The sequence below is a fragment of the Streptomyces blattellae genome, assembly GCF_009709555.1.
Taxonomy (GTDB): Bacteria; Actinomycetota; Actinomycetes; order Streptomycetales; family Streptomycetaceae; genus Streptomyces; species Streptomyces blattellae.
On the sequence record NZ_WJBG01000208.1, the window covers coordinates 1 to 4,534 of the forward strand.

Below are 4,534 nucleotides of genomic sequence, written 5' to 3' on the forward strand. Positions count from 1 at the left end.
GGGCAGCGTCCTCGCCGTTGAGCGGTGAGTCCAGTCCGTAGGGGCTCCTCGGCGACGCGGGCCGCCGGGCCGGGGGCACCGGAGGGGCGAACGGTGGCGGCACGGCGGCCACGCGCTCGGCGCGGTGCCGGCCTCGGGGGTAGGGACCGAAGGTCTCCACGACCCAGCGCAGGAAGGCATGGATAATGCCCATCGTCATCAACTCCAGGGGTTGGTGGCCACGCCCCGGGGTCCTGCCAGACCGCCGGGGTCTTCGTGTTTGACGCTAACCGCGAACCCCGCATCTTGTCTACCTCGTCTAGGACGTGGCCCATATGCCCGAGGTAATACACATGGCTAACGTCCTGGTCATGGACATCGACCGTTTCGATCCGACACCCATCTACAAGCAGGTGGCACGGATCATCCGCGAGCGGATCAAGTCCGGCGAACTCCGACCGAAGGATCCGATTCCGTCCGAGTCGAAGATGGTCGCTGAGTACGGCATCGCCAGGGACACCGCACGCCAGGCCGTTGCTCTGCTGCGCTCCGAAGGATGGGCGATCACCCTTCCCCAGCGAGGCAGCTTCGTCGCAGAGCAACAGCCCACAGACGAGCCCGAAGGTGACGGGAGCCCCAACTGACTTACCGCGCGTGCCCCTTCAAGGCATCACCGCCTACAGGGGAGGTGCGCAGCGGACGGCACGCGTCTGCCCGGGTCCCGCCGTCCGGACGGCAGCAAGGCGATCGACGTGTCCGCACTGCGTCACGGCGACAGGGTGACTGCGGCGGCCCGTGAGTGTGAGTGGGCTGTGGCGGACAATTCACAGGAGCACCTGGGGCGTTGCCCAGGGCGGCCGGTAAAGTTCTGCGGAATAGCGGAAGACAGCCGGGATGGCCGCTTAGATGGCCTTGCGGCTGGGGCGTTGCATCGGGGAACGGGGAGAGGGGCTGACGCACGGTGGCGAGCGGACGCTACAGAGTTGATCTCAGCGCGTTGGACGAGGTCGTCAAGAAGCTCAACGGGGTCATATCGGACCTGGGTGTCGCAGGGGCCGGCTCCAAGTACAAAACGCACTGCCCGCCAGGGGCGCTGGGCGAAAGCGTCGCGGGCGCGACGTTCGCAGAGGCGAAGAAGCTGCATGCCGCCCAGGCGGCCTGACAAGACACACCACTGCACGGGGGATTCGCCGAACTCATGCCGACGTACGAGCAGCTGTACCACCTCAACCTCAGCAACCTCAAAGCGGCCGCCGATCGCTGGGAGGAAACCGCCAACAAGTTCAAGGGGCTGCACACCGAGTACGGCGACCAGGTCGCCCGCCCCTTCCGTCAGGCAGGCTGGACTCAGCCGGTCCTGACGGTGGCCAAGGCCGACAACGACATTCGCGCCGCCCAGCAGCAGTTCGAGAGCGCCCACAACGAGGCGAAAGGCATCGCAGGTGTTCTCACCTCGCTGCACGCCGAACTGATGAAGGCCAAGGACGACCTCCACCGCCTCGCCGACGTCGAGGCCAGAGGACAGGACCTCCACGTCAGCCCCACCGGCGTGGTCACTCCCCGTAACGATGTCTCCCAGGACGTGGTCGCCCGCCACGATCCCGACGGCCAGGCCCTCATCCGTGAACAACAGGAAGCCTGTGAGGCATTCGCCCGCCGCCTCGAGAGCGTCCTGCGGCACGCCGCCGAGGCCGACGAGACCGCCTGCTGGGCCCTGCGCCGCGATCTCGGCGGCAGTCGAAGCGACTTCAACTCCAACGTCGTCACCTCCCTCTCCGACGCCAACGCCACCCGGAAGGCCGAGCTGAAGAAGGACGTCGGTACGAAGGACGACGGTTGGGTCGCCGAAGGCGAGGCCGAAGCCTCCGGTCTGGGCACTGGGACTGAGACGAGCGGACCGGACACCGGAGCCGGCAAGCTGGGCGAGGCCTCGGCCCATGCCGACCTCGGCCGAGTGAGCGCGGAGGGCTCGCTCGCCAACGGCCCGATGCAACTCGCCGGGGCGTCTGAAGCCTATGCGGGTGCCAATGCCTCCGTGGCCGGTGGCATCACCAACGAGGGCATCGGGGGCAAGGTCGGTGCCTTCGCAGGCGGCGAAGCCTCGGCCAACGGCCGCGCCGACGTCGGCCCCGTCGGGCTGTACGGACGGACGGAGGCCACGGCGGGCGCCGAAGCCGGTGCCAGCACCGGACTCGCCCGCGATGGCCTGCAGTTGGGCGGCGAAGCGTTCGCCGGTGCGAAGGCGGGTGTCGCCGGGGGCGCTGATATCGGGGGAATCGGAGTGGGCGCCACAGCCGAGGGCTGGGCCGGCCCCGGCGCGGAGGCAACCTTGGACTTCGGCAAGGATCCCAACGGCACATGGCGCTTCGCTCCCAAAGTGGGTGTCTCCCCCATCGTCGGTGGTGCCGTGGGCTTCGAGGTCACCGTTGACCCGGGGAAGATCGCCGACACTGCGAGCGACGCGGCCGATGCCGTGGGCGATGCAGCCGGGTGGGTCGCCGATGGCATCGGCAGCCTGTTCTGATGCACGTCCTAGCAGACCCACCGCCGTACTAAGGATGGCCCGAGATGCCCACGACCCTGCCCGTACCGATCCAGTTCGAACTGCCGGAAGGATGGCGTGCCGCACCACCGGACGAAGCCGGCGCACCAGGAGCCGCGTTCGTCGCGCGGCATCCGCAATCGGATGCCGGGTTCACCGCGAACATCACGGTCGACGGCGAGTACCGCCCGGACGCGGCGACACTGCCCGAGATCGCGCACGAGTCCGTGGAACGCTTGAGTCAGGCCGTCTCATCGGTCGAGGTCATCGGACACCGCGAGATCGACTCAGCGGATGCGCCCGGCTTCACGCAAACGCTGGCGGTCTCCGCCGTCGTCGGGGGAGTGCACCACGACCTCGTCCAGTCGCAGGTGTACCTGTCCATGCTGGACATCGCCGATCCGCGCAAGCGGGCAGTCATCCGCCTGGTCTTGACGTCCACCGCGTCCCAACACCCTGATGTATTGGGCGACTTCCAGGGCTTCGTACGAACGGTCTGCCCGGACACCGGCGTGGCTTCGTAGCGGTTTCCGGGGCAGCCGCGGACCCTTGCACCGTTAATCCGACTTCTCAAAGGTTGATTTCATGGGCTTTTTTGACAAGCTGACCGGAACCAAGCACCCCGCCGACGGTGTCGAGCCGCGCCCGGCCGAGGAGGTGCGGGCAGCCTTGCTCGGCGTCAACAGGCCTGATGTCCCGTACATCATCCGCGACGGCGCAGCGGAGGACGCCGACTTGGTGGCGGAGTGGCGGATGGCGGAACCCGCCTGGCAGACGTTCTTCGTCCAGTCCCAGTTGACTCGCGCCGTTCGGATCCGGCTGCGCCTGGTCCCGGAGGACCATGAGGTACGCGCGCTCGAGGAATCGTGGGAGGTAACCCGGGAGGGGAATCCGCCGGAGCTCAAGATTTCAGGGTCGTACTCGCGCGGACCCGATAGGACCGTCTCCCGCCACTACGCGGTCCAACGCGGGGAAGATGGCCTCGAAGCGACGGAGACCTTCCACTTCGACAGCGCGGAGCTGCGCGACCCCCTGCAGAACGCCGTCCTCAAGTCGGGCTGGACCTGGCGCAGCGTGATCTTCGGCAGGCTGTGAAATCGGCGGCGCCACACTGAGCTTGCCTCGCCGAGACCGGCCTGGAGATCGGACTCCGGAGCTCTACGAGTTCAACCTGAGTCGAAAATCCAGTTCCGGCCCGACCTGCTCGACGGCTGATGCGCTCACCGGTCTCCGTCTACATCCCGGCGTCCGGCCTGCAAGAGGTCGAACACGTCGGGGAGTGGCGGGAAGTGGGGCGCACAGTCGCCGCACGCGTACACGCTGAACCCGGGCCCGGAGTTCTGATGCACCTCGGAGACGAGGACCGGGGTGTCGGTGATCCGGTCGCAGCGCACGCACATCCGCACGGGCCGACGTACGACGACGGCAGCATCGCTACGGGCGCACCGCTGGCAGACCTGCCGGTGCCGTGCAGTTCCGCCGCTGCCCGTGGTGACGGTCACATGCGGCTGCTCGGCCGACCCACACACCTCGCACACACCACCGGCCCACTCCCGGTCGGCGACATCGCGGTGCGGGCCGTCATGCCCCACGATCCGCAGGCAGGCGACCCCCGCCGCATCGGGGAGCACCGCCACGCACTCCACCACACCGGGCCGCTGGAGCCAGGCGTGACCGAGGGCGTCGCGGTGGTCTCCGTCGTGGCCGTACCCCAGGACACAGGGCAGGCGATGATGCCCGTAGTCCGGCCACTCCCACCCCGGGCGGCGGGCGCCGCACATCGTGGCACCGGTGTTGGTGCCAGTGCCTGTGCCGGTCATCAGGCCGCCCCCCGCACGCCGACCATCTGCCGATCAAGGTCGACGCCGAAGTCCGCGGAGACGACCAGGACGAGGCGGCGCTCCCGCTGCCGCTGCCTCTCCTCGAACGCGACCAGGTAGGGGCGGACCAGGGCAGCGTCCTCGCCGTTGAGCGGTGAGTCCAGTCCGTAGGGGCTCCTCGGCGACGCGGGCC

6 protein-coding genes and 2 pseudogenes are annotated in these 4,534 nt (G+C 68.4%); 5 read left to right on the forward strand and 3 right to left on the reverse strand.

Annotated elements, in window-relative coordinates:
- Nucleotides 1-199: pseudogene (locus GFH49_RS28035) on the reverse strand (hypothetical protein); the annotation flags it as partial.
- 133 nt (nt 200-332) lie between these two features.
- Here GFH49_RS28035 and GFH49_RS28040 point away from each other — a divergent pair.
- The 5 genes from GFH49_RS28040 to GFH49_RS28060 all read left to right on the forward strand — a co-directional run bounded on the left by GFH49_RS28040 (nt 333) and on the right by GFH49_RS28060 (nt 3,616).
- Complete coding sequence (locus tag GFH49_RS28040) at nt 333-623, forward strand: GntR family transcriptional regulator (protein WP_230396534.1); 291 nt, start codon at nt 333-335, stop codon at nt 621-623.
- 353 nt (nt 624-976) lie between these two features.
- The gene (locus GFH49_RS28045; RefSeq protein WP_155058850.1) at nt 977-1,141 is read left to right on the forward strand and encodes a hypothetical protein; all 165 of its coding nucleotides are present in this window, start codon (nt 977-979) and stop codon (nt 1,139-1,141) included.
- Nucleotides 1,142-1,177: 36 nt separating this feature from the next.
- Nucleotides 1,178-2,503, forward strand: coding sequence for a hypothetical protein (locus GFH49_RS40480; RefSeq protein WP_230396535.1), 1,326 nt, complete (start codon nt 1,178-1,180; stop codon nt 2,501-2,503).
- Between the two features lie 44 nt (nt 2,504-2,547).
- Complete coding sequence (locus GFH49_RS28055) at nt 2,548-3,045, forward strand: hypothetical protein (RefSeq protein ID WP_155058851.1); 498 nt, start codon at nt 2,548-2,550, stop codon at nt 3,043-3,045.
- 61 nt (nt 3,046-3,106) lie between these two features.
- On the forward strand, nt 3,107-3,616 hold the full coding sequence (locus GFH49_RS28060) for a hypothetical protein (RefSeq protein WP_155058852.1): 510 nt from the start codon (nt 3,107-3,109) through the stop codon (nt 3,614-3,616).
- Between the two features lie 125 nt (nt 3,617-3,741).
- Here the strand turns inward: GFH49_RS28060 and GFH49_RS40485 are convergent, their stop codons facing one another.
- Nucleotides 3,742-4,341, reverse strand: coding sequence for a hypothetical protein (locus tag GFH49_RS40485; protein WP_230396536.1), 600 nt, complete (start codon nt 4,339-4,341; stop codon nt 3,742-3,744).
- Nucleotides 4,341-4,534 (reverse strand): annotated as a pseudogene (locus GFH49_RS39525) (hypothetical protein); the annotation flags it as partial. The gene GFH49_RS40485 and the pseudogene GFH49_RS39525, both read right to left, overlap by 1 nt.